The following is a 17,760-nucleotide window of genomic DNA, read 5'->3' on the forward strand; positions in this document are numbered from 1 at the left end:
GACGTCATTCCGGGCGGTCGCACGCCGTGCGGCCCGAACGGTCGTAGCGCACCCAGGCCAGCGCGTTCTCCGCCTCGCGGTCGCCGGCGGCGGCCTCGGCCGCGAGGGACGCGTGCACCTGGTAGCGCACGTCCGCCGGCACGGCCGGGTTGACCAGCAGGTTCGCCCGGATGGCCGGCCGCGGGTCGTCGGCGAGCAGCGCCAACGCCTCGGCGGGCGCGGCGGGGTCGGTCGACAGCGCCTCGCGCACCGCGTCGTCCGGGTCACGGGCAAGCGCGACACCGCGCGCGGCGGACATCGGTTCGGTCACGGGCACCAGGATAGAGAGGGAAGCGGCCCCCCTCCCGTTGACTGCCAGTCGGGGAGGGGAGCCGCTTCGAGGGAGGGCCGGCTACGGCGTCAGCCGCAAGCCGCACCGTTCAAAGTGGGAGACGTGAACGGTGGGGTGCCGCCGGAGAAGCTCGCGTTGTAACCGATGGTCGCGGTACCACCGGTTGCGAGCCCGCCGTTCCAGGAAGCGTTGCCGACGCGAACGATGTCGCCAGAGTCGGTCCACGTCCCGTTCCAGCCCTGGGAAACGGTCACACCGGGTGCGGAGAACGTCAGGGTCCAGCCAGTGAGCGCCGCGCCCCGGTTCTCGATGACGATCTCACCGGTGTAACCGCCCGACCACTGGCTCACCACGCGGTGCGCCACCGTGCACCCGCCGGGGGGCGGGGTGGTGGTCGTCGTGGTCGAGGTGGTGGTCGTGGAGGTAGTGGTGGTGGTGGAAGTGGTGGTGGAGGTCGAAGACGACGTGGTGGTGGACGTCGTGGTGCTGGTCGGTCCCGCCGCGATCGCCATGTCGTACGCCCGCTGCGGCACGAACTGGCCGGCACTCGCGATGCAGCCGTCGGCCTCGCCGGGCAGTTTGATCCACAGGAACGCGCCGATCTGCGAGTCGCCCGTGTTGGTGGTGCTCGCCGTGCCGATCGCCCGGCCGGCCGGGTCGCACCACTCGCTGCCGAGCGGCCCGTTGCCGTTGCGGCTGGTGTCGATGACCGCCTTCATCCGCGAGTCGCCGAGGTTGTTGAGCACCGCCTTGGCGAACGAGACCTCGTCGCGGGTGTACCGGTAGTTCGACACGTTGGTCGAGATGCCGTCCGCGCTGTTGGAGATGTCCGCCGCACGCAGCCGGTTGGCCGCCTCGCCGGGGGTGAGCCACGCCGAGTGGCCGATGTCGAAGTACACCTTCGCCTGCGCCGAGCCCGACTTGAGCTTCTTGCCCGCGTAGGCCATCGACGCCTTGGTCTCGTTCTGCTGGGACTCGCTCTGGCACGAGGTCATGATCGGGAGCACGTCCGGCTCCAGCACGATCGACGCGGGACGGCCCCCGAGCCCCGCGGCGACCTGGTCGACCCAGGCCCGGTACGCCGAGTGGGAAGGCGCACCGCCGCCGCTCGCGCCGCCGCAGTCGCGGTTCGGCACGTTGTAGACGACCAGGATCGGGATCTTCCCGGCCGCCGCGGCGGCGCCGACGAACGCGTCCACCTGGCCCCTGACCTCGGACGTGTTGGTCGTGGTGAACCAACGCGCCTGCGGGGTGTTGGCGATACGGTCGCGGATGACCGCGGCCCGTGAGTCGTTCGGGTTCTGCGCCACCCACCTCGCCGCCGAGGCGTTCGGGTCGACGTAGAACTCCGAGTCGGCCGCCTGGGCGGTCGTCGCCCCGGTGCCGAGGACCAGCGCGACCGCACTGGCGACCAACGCGCTGGAGAGCACGCTCGCCGCGGCCAACCTGGCCTTGTGGCGCGGTCGGTGGTCGGCGTGACCGGAGTGGGTGGCGTTCTGTGCTCGCATCGGGGTCCTCGCAGCGTCGGTGCTGAACGGGGGCTGACTGGCACTGGGAGCGCTCCCAGGTGGCAGGACTGTAGCCAGTCGGAAACGTTGAGGAAAAGAGGGCGTGTCGACTGGAGGCTCGCCGCCGTGTCTCACGTTCCGTGAAGAAATGGCCCGCTGAACCCTGGTTGAGATCGGTTGGTTGCCGCCGAACAACCCTTCCGTCGACGCTGTGTAGGCATTCGAGAGAGTGGCTGAGCTGAACGGGTGACCGAGGTCTGGGTCATGGGCGAGTCGAAGTTGATGTCCGAAATTCAGTGAATTACGCCGTGAGGACGCGGCACGGATAGGCCGAAAAGCTCAACTCTGGTGCAGGAAAACGGACAATCGTAGTCTGGGAACGCTCCCAGACCTCTTTCGATCCCGTTTCCACCCGGAGGCCAACGCAATGACGCGCACTCCCTCCCGCTCCGTCGCGGTGGCGGTGACGACGGCAGTCCTGGCGGCCGTCGCCCTGTCCGCCACCGTGCTGGTGCCGCACCTGCGACCGGTCGCCACCGCGCAGGTGGCGGCCCAAGCCGACCCGAGGGTCGAGCAGCTGCTCGCCCGCATGTCGCTCGACGACAAGGTCGGCCAGATGACGCAGGTCGACCGCGGCGCGCTCGACTCCCCGCAGGACCTGGCCACCTACCGGATCGGCTCGCTGCTGTCCGGCGGCGGTTCGGCACCGGCCACGAACACGGCCCAGGGCTGGGCCGACATGTACGACGACTTCCAGCGCACGGCCATGTCCACGCCGCTCGGCATCCCGCTGATCTACGGCGTGGACGCGGTGCACGGGCACAACAACGTGCGCGGCGCGACGATCTTCCCGCACAACATCGGCCTGGGCGCGAGCCGCGACCCGGAGCTGGTCCGGCGCATCGGCGAGGCCACCGCGAAGGAGGTCGCGGGCACCGGCATCGACTGGAACTTCGCGCCCTGCCTGTGCGTGGCGCGCGACGACCGCTGGGGCCGCACGTACGAGTCGTTCGGCGAGGTGCCGGAGATCCCCACCGCGATGACGACCTACATCGACGGTCTCCAGGGCGCGACGCTCGGCGGCACGAACAGCTCCGTGCTGGCCACCGCCAAGCACTACATCGGCGACGGTGGCACGACCGCCGGCGACGACCAGGGCAACACCCAGATCAGCGAGCAGGAGCTGCGCTCGGTGCACCTGCCGCCGTTCAAGGCCGCGGTGGACCGCAACGTCGGCTCGGTGATGATCTCCTACAGCAGCTGGAACGGCGTCAAGGCGCACGGCCACCGCTACCTGATCACGGACGTGCTCAAGACCGAGCTCGGCTTCACCGGGTTCGTCGTCTCGGACTGGGCCGGGATCGACCAGATCGACGGCGCGTCCGGGTTCACCGGCGCCGAGGTCGCCGCGTCGGTCAACGCGGGCATCGACATGGTCATGGTCCCGCACGACTACCGGAAGTTCACCAGCCTGCTCAAGACCGAGGTCCAGGCCGGACGGGTGTCGATGACCCGGATCGACGACGCCAACCGGCGCATCCTGACCAAGAAGTTCGAGCTGGGCCTGTTCGAGCGGCCCCTCACCGACCGCTCGCTGACCGGCACCGTCGGCTCGTCCGCGCACCGCGACCTGGCCCGCCAGGCCGTCCGCCAGTCCCAGGTGCTGCTGCGCAACGACCGCGTGCTGCCGCTGGCCAAGACCGGCAAGTACTTCGTCGCGGGCAAGTCGGCCGACAACATCGGCTACCAGAGCGGCGGCTGGACGATCTCCTGGCAGGGCGGCAGCGGCAACGTCACCCCCGGCACCACGATCCTCCAGGGCATCCGCGAGACGGTCGGCTCCGGCGCGACCGTCACCCACGACCGCTACGGCGCGGGCGTGGACGGCTCGTACACCGCGGCGATCGCGGTGGTGGGGGAGACACCGTACGCCGAGGGGGAGGGCGACCGGCCCTACGGCCTCGGCCTGGACCGGGAGGACCTGGAGACGATCAACCGGCTCCGCTCGGCGGGCGTCCCGGTGGTCGTCGTGCTGGTCTCGGGTCGGCCGCTGGACGTCGCGAACCAGGTCGGCGACTGGAACGCGCTGCTCGCGTCGTGGCTGCCCGGCACCGAGGGGCGCGGCGTGGCCGACGTCCTGTTCGGCGACTACAACCCGACCGGCACCCTGCCCGTGACCTGGATGAACAGCGGCTCGCAGCAGCCGATCAACGCGGGTGACGGCAAGGCCGCCCTGTACCCGCTCGGCCACGGCCTGAGCTACGCCCCGCGCACGACGACGACCACCCCGACCAGCACCACGACCACCACTCCGACCAGCACCACGACGACAAGCACCACCACGACCACCACGACCACCACGACGTCGCCGAACGCCGGCTGCGTGGCAACGACCCGCATCGCGAGCTCCTGGCAGGGCGGGTTCCAGGCGGAGGTCACGGTCACCAACCGGGGTGGCGCCGGGATCAACGGCTGGACCGTCACCTGGGCCAAGCCGAGCGGCCAGACGATCAACTCGCTCTGGAACGGCAGGCTGACCCAGACCGCGACCTCGGCCTCGGTGGACGACGTCGGCTGGAACGGCACGCTCGGAGCCGGCGCTTCGGGGTCCTTCGGGTACGTCGCGAGCGGCGAGGCCTCGACGCCCGAGCTGATCTGCCGATCAAGGTAGTGACGGGTCTTGGCTACTTTCTGGGAGCGCTCCCCCACGCTGCGTCATTCGGCGCAGCGCGGGCCAACGTTCGGTCCAGCAGGCGGGTGCCTCGGGGGCGAATTTGTCAAGGCTTTGTGGCTCAACCCTCTTTTCACGGTGTTTCGATGCCGTTACAGTCCCGACTGGGAGCGCTCCCAGAAACCTCCACCGCCCTGCCCCTCGGAGGCACCACATGCGACGACGCATGTTCAGAGCGTTGACCGGCACGCTGGCCGTGCTGGTCAGCGCGTTGACGCTGACACCGTTCCAGCCCGCGGCGACGGCCGCCCCGGCGTTCAACTACGCCGAGGCGCTGCAGAAGTCGATCTGGTTCTACGACGCCCAGCGGTCCGGGGCGCTGCCCGCGGACAACCGGGTGAACTGGCGCGGTGACTCGGCGCTGCGCGACGGCAGCGACGTCGGACTCGACCTGTCGGGCGGTTTCTACGACGCGGGCGACCACGTCAAGTTCGGCCTCCCGTTCGCGGCCACGCTCTCGATGCTCGCCTGGGGCGCCGTCGAGAACCGCGACGCCTACGAGAACTCGGGCCAGCTGCGGCACCTGATGTCGAACCTCAAGTGGGGCACGGACTGGATCATCAAGGCCCACCCGTCGCCCAACGTGGTGTACGGGCAGGTCGGCAAGGGCGACGACGACCACAAGTGGTGGGGCGCGGCCGAGGTCATGCAGATGGCGCGGCCCGCGTACAAGGTGGACGCCTCCTGCCCAGGCTCGGACCTCGCGGGCGAGTACGCCGCCGCGATGGCGTCGGCCTCGATGGTGTTCAAGCAGACCGATCCCACCTACTCGGCCACCCTGCTGACGCACGCCAAGCAGCTCTACAGCTTCGCGGACACCTACCGCGGCAAGTACAGCGCCTGCATCACCGACTCGGCGAACTTCTACAACTCGTGGAGCGGCTACCAGGACGAGCTCGTGTGGGGCGCGATCTGGCTGTACCGCGCGACCGGCGACGCGAGCTACCTGGCCAAGGCCAAGGCGGAGTACCCGAAGCTGTCCACGGAGTCGCAGACCACCACGCGGTCCTACCGGTGGACCATCGCCTGGGACGACAAGTCCTACGGCGCCTACGCCTTGATGGCGAAGCTGACCGGTGAGGCGGAGTACGTCGCCGACGCCAACCGCTGGCTGGACTACTGGACCACCGGCTACAACGGCAGCCGCGTGCGGTACTCGCCGGGCGGCCAGGCGCACCTCGACACGTGGGGCTCGCTGAGGTACGCCGCCAACACCGCGTTCGTCGCGCTGGTCTACAGCGACTGGCTGCGCCAGAGCGACGCCGCCAAGGCGACCGTCTACCACGACTTCGGCGTGCGGCAGATCAACTACGCGCTGGGCGACAACCCGCGCAACGCCAGCTACGTCGTCGGCTTCGGCGCCAACCCGCCGAAGAACCCGCACCACCGCACGGCACACGGCGCGTGGGCCGACACGATGGAAGACCCGGTCACCAGCAGGCACGTCCTGTACGGCGCGCTGGTCGGCGGCCCCGGCACGAACAACGACGCCTACGTGGACAGCCGCAAGGACTTCGTGGCCAACGAGGTCGCGCTGGACTACAACGCCGCGTTCACCGGCGCGCTCGCCCGGCTGTACAAGGAGTACGGCGGCACGCCGCTCGGGAACTTCCCGGTCGCCGAGGCGACGGACGGCCCCGAGCTGACCGTGCAGGCGTCGGTGAACCAGAGCGCGACGGGCTTCACCGAGATCAAGGCGTTCGTCCTCAACAAGTCCGCGTGGCCGGCCCGGATGTTCAACGGCTCGCTGCGCTACTACTTCACCCTCGACGGCGCCACCACGCCGGACCAGGTCACGGTCGCCACGAACTACAACCAGTGCGGCACGCCCAGCGGACCCAAGCAGCACAGCGGTTCCGTGTACTACGTGGACGTCCCGTGCCCCGGCGTGTACCCCGGCGGCCAGTCCGCGCACAAGCACGAGGTGCAGTTCCGGATCACGAGCACCGGCACGTGGGACCCGTCCAACGACTGGTCCTACGCGGGCCTGGGCACCGGCAACACGGTGGCGCAGACCGACCGCGTCGTGCTCGCCCAGGACGGCCGGGTGCTGTGGGGCAAGGAGCCCGGACCGGCGGTCGAGGACCGCGAAGCCCCGACCGTCCCCACCGCGCTGCGGGTGACGAGCACCGGGACCAACAGCGCCACCCTCAGCTGGGTGGCCTCCACCGACAACGTCGGGGTGACCGGCTACGACGTGCTTCGGGCGGACGGCACGGTCGTAGGTGCCACGGGCACCCCGACGTTCCAACTCGCCGCGCTGTCCCCCGGCACGCACACGTTCTCCGTGCGGGCCAAGGACGCGGCGGGCAACCTCTCGGCGGCGAGCGCGCCGATCTCCATCACGATCACGGAGGTCGACGACCGCGAGCCCCCGACAGTCCCGAGTGGACTGTCCGTGTCCGCGGTCACCACCTCCGGCGCGACGCTGACCTGGGCAGCCGCCACGGACAACCAGGCCGTGTCCGGCTACGAGGTCGTGCGTTCCGACGGCACGATCGCGGCCACCACCACCGGCCTCAGCCACAAGTTCACCGACCTGGCCGCCGACACCGCGTACACGTTCACGGTCCGCGCCAAGGACACGTCCGGCAACGTCTCGGCGGTCAGCACGGCGGTGACGTTCCGGACCACGTCCGGCGGTGTGGCCGGCGCGATCGCCGTGCAGCAGCGCGGCAGCGGCGCGGCGAGCACCAACCAGATCGGCGCGACGATCGCGGTGGTCAACCGGGGCACGACCGCGGTCGACCGGTCCACCGTCACCACGCGGTACTGGTTCACCGGTGACACGGCCAACGCCAACTACCAGGTGTTCTGCGACTGGGCGGTGGTCGGCTGCGCGAACGTGCGCGCCACCGTGGTGAAGCTGCCCGGCGGGCGTCCCGGCGCGGACGCGTACCTCCAGGTGTCCTTCGCGGCCGGCACGCTCGCCGCCGGCGCGAGCACCGGCGACATCCAGTTGCGGGTGGCCAAGTCCGACTGGTCCTCGTTCAACCAGGCCGACGACCACAGCTACCGGGTCAGCTCCGCGCTGACCGACTTCGACCGGGTGACCGCGTACACCGGCGGCACCCTCGCCTGGGGCATCGAGCCCTAGCACCCGATCTCGGCACGGGGCGTTCTGCGCGCCCAGGCGTCCCGTGCCGACACCACTCGCCGCACGCCCTTGGAGCTCGCGGATCAATGGCTGATCCGTGCAGGAGGAGGACGCATGAGGTACCGCACCAGAGCGGGACGGTTGCGAACCGGACCGCTCGCGTTGATAGCCGCGGCGGCAACCGCCGCGGGTGTTATGCCGTTCGTCGCGCCGGTGGCCAACGCCGCGGTGGCGTGCACGGTCAACTACCAGATCTCCAGCCAGTGGCAGGGTGGGTTCGGCGCCAACGTCAGCATCCGCAACGAGGGTGACGCGGTCAACAACTGGCGTCTCACGTGGACCTTCCCGGACGGCCAGCGCGTTCAGCAGGGCTGGAACGGCACGTTCACGCAGAGCGGCTCCGCGGTCACCGTGGCGGCGCCCGGCTGGGCGCCGAACCTCGGTACCGGCGCCACGGTCACGCCCGGCTTCAACGGCTCCTGGACGGGCCAGAACCGGCCGCCGACGGACTTCGCGCTGAACGGCACGCGCTGCACCGGCCCGAACGTCAACGTCGACCCCACGGTGTCGCTGACGTCCCCGACGACGGGGCAGGCGTTCCAGTCCGGCCAGGCGGTCGGGCTGGCGGCCTCCGCCGCGGACACCGACGGCACCGTCGCCAAGGTCGAGTTCCTGGCCGACGGCGTGGTCGTCGCGACCGACACGAGCGCCCCGTACACGGGTTCGTGGACCGGCGCGACCGTGGGCGAGCACGCGATCGTGGCCCGCGCCACCGATGACAAGGGCGGCATCGGCAACTCCAGCATCGCGAGCATCCGCGTCATCGCGGGTCAAGCGGTGCAGGTCAGCCCGCCGTCGTTGAGCGTGCGGCAGGGCGGCACCAACACCTTCGGCGTCTCGCTGGCCACCGCGCCCACCTCGTCGGTGACGGTCGCGGTCGCGCGTTCGGCGGGCAGCACCGACCTGACGGCCGGTCCCGCGTCGCTGACGTTCACCACGTCCAACTGGGCGACCAAGCAGAACGTCACGGTCACCTCGGCGGCCAACGGCGGCGACCTGGCCACGGCCACGTTCACCGCCAGCGCCACCGGCGTCACCCCGGCGTCGGTCGAGGTCAAGGAGATCTCCGACTCCGCGTCGGACTTCGAGCAGGCCTTCCTGGACCAGTACGCCAAGATCCACGACCCGGCGAGCGGCTACTTCCGCACGTTCTCCGACGGGCTCAAGGTGCCGTACCACTCGATCGAGACGCTGATGGTGGAGGCGCCGGACCACGGTCACCAGACCACGTCCGAGGCGTTCAGCTACTACCTGTGGCTCGAGGCGAGCTACGCCCGGATCACCAGTGACTGGTCTTCGTTCAAGAAGGCCTGGGCCGCGATGGACAAGTACATCATCCCGGCCACGGCGGACCAGCCGACGAACAACAAGTACGACGCGTCCAAGCCCGCGACCTACGCTCCCGAGCACCCGCGGATGGACATGTACCCGTCGCAGCTGGAGTCCGGCGTCCCGGTGGGTCGCGACCCGATCGCGGCCGAGCTGAAGTCGGCCTACGGGACCGACGACATCTACGGCATGCACTGGCTGATCGACGTCGACAACACCTACGGCTTCGGCCGGTGCGGCGACGAGTCCGACGCGGCGCCCGCGTACATCAACACCTACCAGCGCGGTTCGTCGGAGTCGGTGTGGGAGACCATCCCGCAGCCGTCCTGCGACACCTTCGCGCACGGTGGGACGAACGGCTTCCTCGACCTGTTCACCAAGGACGCCAGCTACGCCAAGCAGTACAAGTACACCAACGCCCCGGACGCCGACGCGCGTGCGGTGCAGGTGGCGCTGCTGGCGCAGGAGTGGGCGACCGAGCAGGGCAAGGCCGCCGAGATCGCCCCTGAGATCGCGAAGGCCGCGAAGATGGGCGACTACCTCCGCTACGCCATGTTCGACAAGTACTTCAAGAAGATCGGCAACTGCACCAGCCCCTCGTCCTGCCCCGGTGGCACCGGCAAGGACAGCGCGCACTACCTGATGTCCTGGTACTACGCGTGGGGTGGCGCGACCGACACGTCCGCCGGTTGGGCGTGGCGCATCGGTTCCGGCGCCTCGCACCAGGGCTACCAGAACCCGCTCGCCGCGCACGCGCTGGCGAACGTGGCGGCCCTGAAGCCGAAGTCGGCGACGGGTCAGCAGGACTGGGCCACGTCGATGACCCGTCAGCTGGAGATGCTGCAGTGGCTGCAGTCGGCCGACGGCGCCATCGCCGGTGGTGTCACGAACACGTGGGAAGGCTCGTACAGCCAGCCGCCGGCCGGCACGCCGACCTTCTACGGCATGTTCTACGACGCCCACCCGGTGTGGCGCGACCCGCCGTCGAACCGCTGGTTCGGCTTCCAGGCGTGGCAGATGGAGCGCACCGCCGCCCTGTACGAGATGACCGGCAACGCGGCGGCCAAGAAGATCCTCGACAAGTGGGTCCCCTGGGCCATCGCCAACACCACCCTCGGCACCAACGGCCAGTTCCAGATCCCGTCGGACCTGGAGTGGACCGGCGCTCCGGACACCTGGAACGCCACCAACCCCGGTGCCAACGCGAACCTGCGCGCCAAGGTGCTCAACTTCAGCCAGGACGTCGGCATCGCCGCGTCCTACGCCAAGACGCTCCTCAACTACGCGGCCAAGTCGGGCAACGCCCAGGCGAAGACCGTCGGTGAGGGCCTGTTGACGGCGCTGCTGGCGCACCAGGACGACAAGGGCATCGCGATTCCGGAGGAGCGCAAGGACTACAACCGCTTCGACGACGTCTACAACACGACGACGCTCGAGGGTCCGTACGTCCCCGCCGGCTGGTCGGGCGACATGCCCAACGGCGACATCGTGAAGCCGGGCGCGTCGTTCCTCGACATGCGCTCGATGTTCAAGCAGGACCCGGACTGGCCGAAGGTCCAGGCTTACCTGGACGGCGGCCCCGCGCCGACCTTCACCTACCACCGGTTCTGGGCGCAGGCTGAGATCGCTACGGCGTTCCAGCTGCACGTGGAACTGTTCGGGTAGAACCCGAAGGTCGCCGACACCCCCCTCACGACGTGGTGAGGGGGGTGTTCGGCTTGCGTCGTCTCAATAGACGGACGCATCCGGGTCTGATGGCCGCGGACATCCTGGTGAAACAGCGTTGAAACTTCGGTGTTGACGCGGGTGAGAGAGCTGTGCCACATTTCTGGCACCCCGCCCCGATCTACAGGTGGGTACTCGTGACGCGGCGATCGAAACGATTCGATTCAGTGAGCTGCGCATTCGAGCAATTCGACGACCACGAGAGGTGTGCCGTGGACCCGCTGCCGTTCCGCGACCCGGGTCTGCCGGTCGAGGCCAGGGTGGCCGACCTGCTCGGCCGGCTGACCGACGAGGAGAAGGTGGCGCTGCTGCACCAGCACCAGCCCGCGGTGCCGCGTTTGGGCCTGTCCGGGTTCCACACCGGCATGGAGGCGCTGCACGGCGTCGCGCGGGTGGGCACGGCCACCGTCTTCCCCCAGGCCGTCGGGCTGGGCTCATCGTGGGACACCGGCCTGGTGCGGCGGGTCGGCGAGGCGACCGGCGTGGAGGCGCGCGGGTTCCACCACCGCGATCCGGTGGCGTACGGGCTGAACGTGTGGGCGCCGGTGGTGAACCCGTTGCGGGACCCGCGGTGGGGCCGCAACGAGGAGGGCTACTCGGAAGACCCGACGCTGACCGCGGCGATGGGCACGGCGTACGCGACGGGTCTGCGCGGCGACCACCCGCGCTACCTGCGGACGGCGCCGACGTTGAAGCACTTCCTGGGCTACAACAACGAGGACGACCGCTGCGCCACGTCGTCGGATCTGCGGCCACGGGTGCTGCACGAGTACGAACTGCCGTGCTTCCGCGGCCCGGTCGAGGCGGGTGCGGCGGTGGCGGTGATGCCGTCGTACAACCTCGTGAACGGCCGTCCGGCGCACCTGAGCCCGTTGATCGAGGACGAGCTGCGGACGTGGGCGCCGGACGGGCTCGCGATCGTCAGCGACGCGTACGCGCCGTCGAACGTGGCGGGGATGCAGGAATATTTGGAGACGCAGGCCGAGGGGCACGCGGCGCTGCTGAACGCGGGGCTGGACAGCTTCACCGACCAGGACGACGACCCGACGTTGATGATCGAGAGCGTCACCACGGCCCTCAAGGACGGCCTGCTGGAGTGGTCCACTGTGGACCGGGCGGTCGGCAACGTGCTGGCGCTGCGGTTCCGGCTCGGCGAGTTCGACCCCGTCGACGGCAACCCGTACGCGGGGATCACGTCCGATGTGGTCGGCACGCACGGAGAGCTGGCGCTGGAGGCGGCACGTCAGGCGGTCGTGCTGCTGCGCAACGACTCCGTGCTGCCGTTGGAGCGCGGCACGAAGCTCGCGGTCATCGGCACGCACGCGGACGCGCTGTTCGAGGACTGGTACAGCGGCACCCTGCCGTACCAGGTGACCGTCCGCCGGGGACTGGAGGAGTTCGCCTCCGTCTCGTACGCCGAAGGGGTCGACCGGATCGCGCTGCGCGCGGCGGACGGCCGTTACCTCGGTGTGCGCGGTGGTGTCGTCGGGCTGGGGGAGCGGGCGCTGTTCGACCGCTTCGACTGGGGCGACGGCGTGTGGACGCTGCGGGACGTGGGTTCCCGCCGCTACCTGGGCACGTCCGAGGACGGCACGCTGGTGGCCGCGGCGACCGCACCGGGCGGCTGGGACGTGCGTGAGCTGTTCGAGCCGCGGCTGACCGACGGCGGCGTGGTGCTGCACAACACCGTCGGTGGGATCGACACGGGGCCGTTCGCGGTGGAACTGGTGGCGGACGGCGTCGCGGCGGCGGTCGAGGTGGCGGCGGACGCCGACGCGGTCGTGCTGGTGCTGGGCAACGACCCGCACGTCAACGGCCGTGAGACGCAGGACCGCACCACGCTGCGGCTGCCGTGGCTGGACCTGGTGCGCGCGGTGCGCGAGGCGAACCCCAAGACGGTGCTGGTGCTCGTGAGCAGCTACCCGTACGCGTTGGACGGTGAGGAGCAGCACCTGCCCGGGATCGTGTGGACCGCGCACGGCGGGCAGGAACAGGGGCGGGCCGTCGCGGAGGCGCTGTTCGGCCGGTACTCGCCGTCCGGCCGGCTCCCCCAGACCTGGTACCGCTCCGACGACGACCTGCCGGACATCCTCGACTACGACATCATCCGCGCGGGCAGCACGTACCTGTACTTCACCGGCGACCCGCTGTTCCCGTTCGGCCACGGGTTGGGCTACACCGCGTTCGAGTACTCCGGTCCGGAGTGGACGGACGGCGTCGTCACCGTGTCGGTCACCAACACCGGACCGGTCGCGGGTGCGGAGGTCGTGCAGCTGTACTCCGCGGCGCCGGACTCGCGGGTGCGGCAGCCCGTGCGCAGGCTCCAGTCGTTCCACCGGGTGTTCCTGGAACCGGGGGAGACCGCGGTGGTCGAGTTGCCGGTCGAGCACCTGTGGCACTGGGACGTCACCACCGGACGCTGGGTGGTCGAGGCAGGGCGGTACGAGCTGATGGTCGGGGCGTCCTCGCGCGACATCCGCGGACGGCTGGTGGTCGACGTGGCGGGGGAGGTGGTCGCGCCGCGCACGGGTGCGTTGCGCGCCTTGGACTTCGACGATTGCGACGGGGTGCGGCTGGTGGACGACGAGGTGGTGTTCACCTGCGAAGGCGCGTGGATCGCGTTCCACGACGTGACACCGGAACCGCGGTCCGCGCCACCCGGCACCCGGCTCTCGGTCGACGGCACATCGGTCGTGCTCACCGCGGACGTGGCGGGCACGCGGGTCAAGGAGGTGAGCTGACGTGGTCACGATCGCCGACGTCGCCCGGCACGCCGGGGTCGCGCCGAGCACGGTGTCCTACGTGCTCACCGGCCGCCGCTCGATCTCCACGGCCACCAAGGCCAGGGTCGAGGCGAGCGTGCGGGCGCTGGGCTACCACCCGCACGCGGGCGCGCGGTCGCTGGCGAGCAACCGGGCCAACGTGCTGGCGCTGGTGCTGCCGATGCGCGAGGGCATGCACATGCCGGTGCTGATGCAGTTCGTCGTCGCGGTGGCCAACGCGGCCCGGCGGCACGACCACGACGTGCTGCTCGTGACCGCGGACCAGGGCGCGGCCGGCTTGCGCCGCGTGGCGGGCAGCGCCCAGGTCGACGGGCTGCTGGTGATGGACGTCGAGATGCACGACGAGCGCGTGCCGGTGCTGCGGGAGCTGGACCGCCCGTCGGTGCTCATCGGCTTTCCCGCCGACGCCGCCGGTCTGACGTGCGTGGACCTCGACTTCGCCGAGGCGGGCTCGCGGTGCCTGGACCACCTGGCCGACCTCGGGCACAAGTACGTGGCGCTGGTCGGCGCGCCGCGTGCCGTCTACCAGCGCGACACCGGGTTCGCCCACCGCACCATGGCCGGGTTCAGCGCGGCGGCGATGCGCCGGGACGTCTCGTCGACCACGCTGCCCACCGAGACGGACCACGAGTCGGTCCGGGTGGCGATCACGGGCTTGCTCGAACGGCACCCGTCCGTCACGGCCCTGGTGGTGCACAACGAGGCGGCGTTGCCGTCCGTGGTCGAGGTGCTGCGGTCGCTCGGCCGGAAGGTGCCCGACGACATCGCGGTGATCGCGATCTGCCCGGACGACCAGGCCGAGCGCCTGATGCCGCCGTTGACCTCGGTCGCCGTGCCCGCCGAGCAGTTGGGCCACCACGCGGTCGCGTTGCTGATGGCCAAGCTGGACCGGACCCCGACCCCTCCGCTGACGCTGCTGCCGCCACGCCTCACCGAGCGGGCGAGCACGGCGCCGCGCTGAATTCGGTGCCTCCTGGCGCTACCCTCCGGTGGATGAGCGACAACCACGTCGTGGTCATCACCACCACCGACAGCGAGGACGCGGCGGTCGCGTTGGCGCGGGCCGTCGTGGAGGCGCGTCTGGCGGCGTGCGTGCAGATCAGCAGCCCCGTCCGCAGCGTCTACCGGTGGGACGGCGAGGTGCGTGACGACCACGAGTGGCAGCTCTGGATCAAGACCGCTTACGACCGGGTCGACGAGCTGACCGAGTTCGTGACGGCGCGGCACACGTACGACGTGCCGGAGGTCCTGGCGCTGCCCGTGCTGGGCGGCAACCCCGACTACCTGGAGTGGATCACCTCCGAAACCCGGCCACCCACCCACCCCTCCCCGTGAGTCCTACGTTCACGTCGCGTGAGTCGTCCCTTCGGAACCCCCGTGTCCTACGTTCGGAACCCCCGAGTTGAACGCTCAGAACAATGTCGGCCGGCTCGGGCCGTTCTGAGCGTTGAATTCGGGGGACGGGAACGTAGGACTCACGCGTTCTGAACGTAGGACTCACGGGGGGTTAGAGGGATAGGCGGTGGCGTAGGAGGGTGGCGGTGTGGACGGGGGTGGCGGACGAGCCGTGGCGGACCTGGGTGCGGCAGCTGAAACCGTCCGCCACGATCGCGGTGTCGGGGGCGGCGGCGCGCACGGCGGGGAACAGGGTTTCCTCGCCCACCGCCATCGACACGTCGTAGTGGCCGCGTTCGAAGCCGAAGTTGCCGGCCAGGCCGCAGCAGCCTTCCAGCAGGGAAGCACCCACCCCCGCCTTCGCCAGCAGCTCGCGGTCGGCGTCCACACCACCCTCCGCGTACTGGTGGCAGTGCGGCTGCACGATCGCCCGGTCGGCACCGGCCAACGGCTCCAGCAGCGGCGACACGTGTTCGGCGAACGTGCGCACCGACTCGGCCAGCCGCACCACGTCCGGGTCGTCGCCCGCCACCTCCACCGCGTCCGAACGCAGGAACGCCGTGCAGCTCGGCTCCAACCCGACCACCGGCACACCGTCCCGCGTCCATGGCCGCAGCAGCCGGGCCGTCCGCCGCACGACCCGCCGCGCCACGCCCAACTGCCCGGTGGAGAACCAGGTCAACCCGCAGCACACCGCCGAAGTGGGCACCTCGACTCCCTGGCCGACGTGCCCGAGCACCGCCGCCGCGTCGAAACCGATCCCCGGTTCGAAGTGATTCGTGAACGTGTCCGGGAACAGCAGCACCCGCTCACCGCCGCCGCCACCGGGCGAGAACCGGGACTGGAACGAACGCACCGGCACGGGCAGCGGCCGTTCCGGGGCCACCCCGCCGAACCGGGCGAACCGCGCGCTGACCCGGTTCACCAACCGCAGCCGCAGCCACAGCGGCAGCCACCCCATCGAGTAGTGCGCCGCCGGACGCACCCGCCGCCGGTAGTGGTGGTGCAGGAACTCCGCCTTGTACGTGGCCATGTCCACGTCCACCGGGCAGTCCCGCTTGCACCCCTTGCACCCCAGGCACAGGTCCAGCGCGTCTCGCACCTCCTCGGAACGCCACCCGCCCCGCACCACCTGCCCGCCGAGCATCTCGAACAGCAGCCGCGCACGTCCCCGCGTGGAGTGCTTCTCCTCCCGCGTCACCCGGTAGCTCGGGCACATCACCCCACCGGACGTGTTGAGGCACTTGCCCACCCCGACGCACCGCCGCGAAGCCGCCGCCAGGTCACCCCCGTCGGCGCGCAGGGCCAGCCGCGCGCGCGTCGGGATCACCGGGGGCGAGACCAGCACCCGCAGGTCGGAGTCCAGCTTGGCGGGCGCGACGATCCGCCCCGGGTTCATCCGGTTCTCCGGGTCGAACGCCGCCTTGAACCGCTCGAACGCCCGGATCGCGGCCGGCGGGTACATCCGGGGCAGCAGCTCCGACCGCGCCTGCCCGTCGCCGTGCTCACCGGACAACGACCCGCCGTGCGCCACGACCAGGTCCGCCGCGTCCTCCACGAAGGACCGGTGCCCGCGTTCGAAGTCGAAGTCGATCCGCACGTGCAGGCAGCCCTCGCCGTAATGCCCGTACGTGACGCCGCGCCGCCCGTGTCCCGCCAACAACGCGTCGAACTCCCGCAGGTAGGCGCCCAACCGCTCGGGTGGCACGGCCGCGTCCTCCCACCCGGACCACGCCTCACCGCCGTCCGCCATCCGGGTCGCGAGCCCTGCGCCGTCCTCACGCACCCGCCACAGCGCGCGCTGCCGCCCCGGATCGGTCACCACCAACGAGTGCGGTGCGAGCGCGGCGGCGGCGTGCGCGACGGCGTCCTCGGACGTCTCGACGAACAGCCAGCTCTCACCGCGCGGCAGCAGCAGCCGCGAGTCGCCCGCGGCCCGTGCCAGCTCGGCGTTCAGGCCCTCGATCGTGAGCACGTCCAACTCGCGCAGCGCCGGGGCGAGGTCGGCCGCGTCGTACGGCCCGTCGAACCCGAGCACCGCCAGCACCCGGCGCGGCGGAGCCTCCACGAGGCGGAGGGTCGCACCCAGCACCGTCGCGCACGTGCCCTCGGAGCCGACCAACGCCCTGGTCAGGTCGGGCAGCGCGTCCAGCCGGTACCCGGACACCCGCCGGTCCAGCGCGGGGAACCACGTCGGGTCCACCTCGGGCAGGTCCAGCGGCGGGGGAGTGCGGGTGTCGAACCGGCGGCCGTCCGCCAGCAGCACGTCGAGCGCGCGCACGTTGTCGCTGGTCTTGCCCCATGCGACGGAGTGCGCGCCGCACGCGTCGTTGCCGATCATCCCGCCCAGCGTGCAGCGCGAGTGCGTGGACGGGTCGGGCCCGAACACCAGCCCGTGCGGCCGGGCAGCGTCGTTGAGCCGGTCCAGCACCACCCCCGGCCGCACCACCGCGATCCGCTCGACCGGGTCGAGCGAGATCACCTGGTCGAGGTAACGCGAGAAGTCGATCACCATCCCGGTGCCCGCCGAGTTGCCCGCGATCGACGTGCCCGCGCCGCGGTTCGTGATCGGCACGCCGTGGTCGGCCGCCACCCCCACCGCGGCCACCACGGCGTCCACCGTCCGGGGCCTGACCACGACCGACGGCACGTGCCGGTAGTTGGAGGCGTCGACGGAGTAGAGGGCGCGGTCGGCCGGCCCGGCGAGCACGTCGCCGTCCACCGCCGTCCGGAGTTGCTCGACGAATCCGGTCACGGACCGATTGTGATCCACCTCCGGCCGATGATGGCGTACCCGTTGG

General features: G+C 70.8%; 9 protein-coding genes and 1 pseudogene. 7 read left to right on the forward strand and 3 right to left on the reverse strand.

Going from position 1 to position 17,760, the window contains the following annotated elements:
- Window positions 1–4: 4 nt before the first annotated feature.
- Together OQ02_RS27085 and OQ02_RS27090 are read right to left on the reverse strand one after the other, a co-directional pair.
- Window positions 5–310 (reverse strand): hypothetical protein, encoded by a 306-nt coding sequence (locus OQ02_RS27085; RefSeq protein WP_033441406.1) that lies wholly within the window; start codon window positions 308–310, stop codon window positions 5–7.
- Between the two features lie 89 nt (window positions 311–399).
- Window positions 400–1,839 carry a glycoside hydrolase family 6 protein gene (locus OQ02_RS27090; RefSeq protein WP_081915976.1) on the reverse strand — a complete coding sequence of 480 codons (1,440 nt, stop codon included), beginning with the start codon at window positions 1,837–1,839 and terminating at the stop codon, window positions 400–402.
- 427 nt (window positions 1,840–2,266) lie between these two features.
- On the opposite strand from OQ02_RS27090, the pseudogene OQ02_RS27095 reads away from it, so the two are divergent.
- From OQ02_RS27095 to cutA, 7 genes and pseudogenes are all read left to right on the forward strand, one after another.
- Window positions 2,267–4,102, forward strand: a pseudogene (locus OQ02_RS27095) (glycoside hydrolase family 3 protein); the annotation flags it as partial.
- Between the two features lie 120 nt (window positions 4,103–4,222).
- Entirely contained in the window at window positions 4,223–4,510 is a 288-nt protein-coding gene (locus OQ02_RS46110) for a cellulose binding domain-containing protein (protein ID WP_231500254.1), read from the forward strand.
- Window positions 4,511–4,724: 214 nt separating this feature from the next.
- Window positions 4,725–7,667: a glycoside hydrolase family 9 protein gene (locus OQ02_RS27100; protein ID WP_051772845.1), complete on the forward strand. Its 2,943-nt coding sequence runs from the start codon at window positions 4,725–4,727 to the stop codon at window positions 7,665–7,667.
- Window positions 7,668–7,862: 195 nt separating this feature from the next.
- Window positions 7,863–10,721, forward strand: coding sequence for a glycoside hydrolase family 48 protein (locus OQ02_RS27105; RefSeq protein WP_231500246.1), 2,859 nt, complete (start codon window positions 7,863–7,865; stop codon window positions 10,719–10,721).
- A gap of 272 nt (window positions 10,722–10,993) precedes the next feature.
- Window positions 10,994–13,522 carry a beta-glucosidase family protein gene (locus tag OQ02_RS27110; protein WP_197043513.1) on the forward strand — a complete coding sequence of 843 codons (2,529 nt, stop codon included), beginning with the start codon at window positions 10,994–10,996 and terminating at the stop codon, window positions 13,520–13,522.
- A gap of 1 nt (window position 13,523) precedes the next feature.
- Window positions 13,524–14,525 (forward strand): LacI family DNA-binding transcriptional regulator, encoded by a 1,002-nt coding sequence (locus OQ02_RS27115; RefSeq protein ID WP_033441409.1) that lies wholly within the window; start codon window positions 13,524–13,526, stop codon window positions 14,523–14,525.
- 32 nt (window positions 14,526–14,557) lie between these two features.
- The gene (gene cutA, locus OQ02_RS27120; RefSeq protein ID WP_033441410.1) at window positions 14,558–14,899 is read left to right on the forward strand and encodes a divalent-cation tolerance protein CutA; all 342 of its coding nucleotides are present in this window, start codon (window positions 14,558–14,560) and stop codon (window positions 14,897–14,899) included.
- 172 nt (window positions 14,900–15,071) lie between these two features.
- On the opposite strand, the gene OQ02_RS27125 is transcribed toward cutA, so the two are convergent.
- Window positions 15,072–17,714: an FAD-binding and (Fe-S)-binding domain-containing protein gene (locus OQ02_RS27125; RefSeq protein ID WP_033441411.1), complete on the reverse strand. Its 2,643-nt coding sequence runs from the start codon at window positions 17,712–17,714 to the stop codon at window positions 15,072–15,074.
- Between the last annotated feature and the right edge of the window lie 46 nt (window positions 17,715–17,760).

Origin of the sequence: Saccharothrix sp. NRRL B-16314, assembly GCF_000716595.1 — a bacterium.
GTDB lineage: Bacteria > Actinomycetota > Actinomycetes > Mycobacteriales > Pseudonocardiaceae > Actinosynnema.

Bases quoted from the DNA above. Each gene is read 5' to 3' on its own strand.
- OQ02_RS27090 (WP_081915976.1), bottom strand. From the start codon at position 1,839: ATGCGAGCACAGAACGCCACCCACTCCGGTCACGCCGACCACCGACCG.
- OQ02_RS27100 (WP_051772845.1), top strand. From the start codon at position 4,725: ATGCGACGACGCATGTTCAGAGCGTTGACCGGCACGCTGGCCGTGCTG.
- OQ02_RS27105 (WP_231500246.1), top strand. From the start codon at position 7,863: ATGCCGTTCGTCGCGCCGGTGGCCAACGCCGCGGTGGCGTGCACGGTC.
- cutA (WP_033441410.1), top strand. From the start codon at position 14,558: ATGAGCGACAACCACGTCGTGGTCATCACCACCACCGACAGCGAGGAC.